This window comes from Lentzea alba, from assembly GCF_047445655.1.
Classification (GTDB): Bacteria; Actinomycetota; Actinomycetes; order Mycobacteriales; family Pseudonocardiaceae; genus Lentzea; species Lentzea alba_A.
The window spans coordinates 1-408 of the sequence record NZ_JAJAEG010000117.1; the positions used below are offsets into that span (position 1 = coordinate 1).

General features: G+C 69.9%; 1 pseudogene. It reads right to left on the minus strand.

Annotation, left to right across the window (positions count from 1 at the left end):
• Positions 1-408: pseudogene (locus LFM09_RS50155) on the minus strand (glycoside hydrolase family 32 protein); the annotation flags it as partial.

A 408-nucleotide genomic window follows, 5' to 3' on the forward strand; every position in this document is an offset into this window, starting at 1 on the left:
CTTCACCAGCCCACCCGCGTCGATGTTCGCCGTGTAGCCGGCACCATCGGCACCGGCCCGGAACGTCAAGCCCGCGGCCACCCCGTTGACGACCGACAGATCACCTTCGTAGACGAGGTCGGCCGCAGTGCGGTCGCTCAGGTAGAAGGCGTCTCCGGAAGCGTTCGACCGCAACGAGTCCGGCGTCGTGGTCCAGGAGCCGCCGGTGGCCGTCCACGGCCCGGACGGGAAGGCGGCGAGGCCTCCGGGACCGGTGTTCAGGTTCTGCACGGTGGCCGCGCCGCGGTGAACGTTCGCGCCGAACCGCCCGGAGGAGTACGCGGTGTCGGTGGCGTCGATGACCGGGGACGTGCCGTGGTTGAACCAGACCTGGATGCGGGAGCCGGTCGCCTGCACCTTCAGGTGATA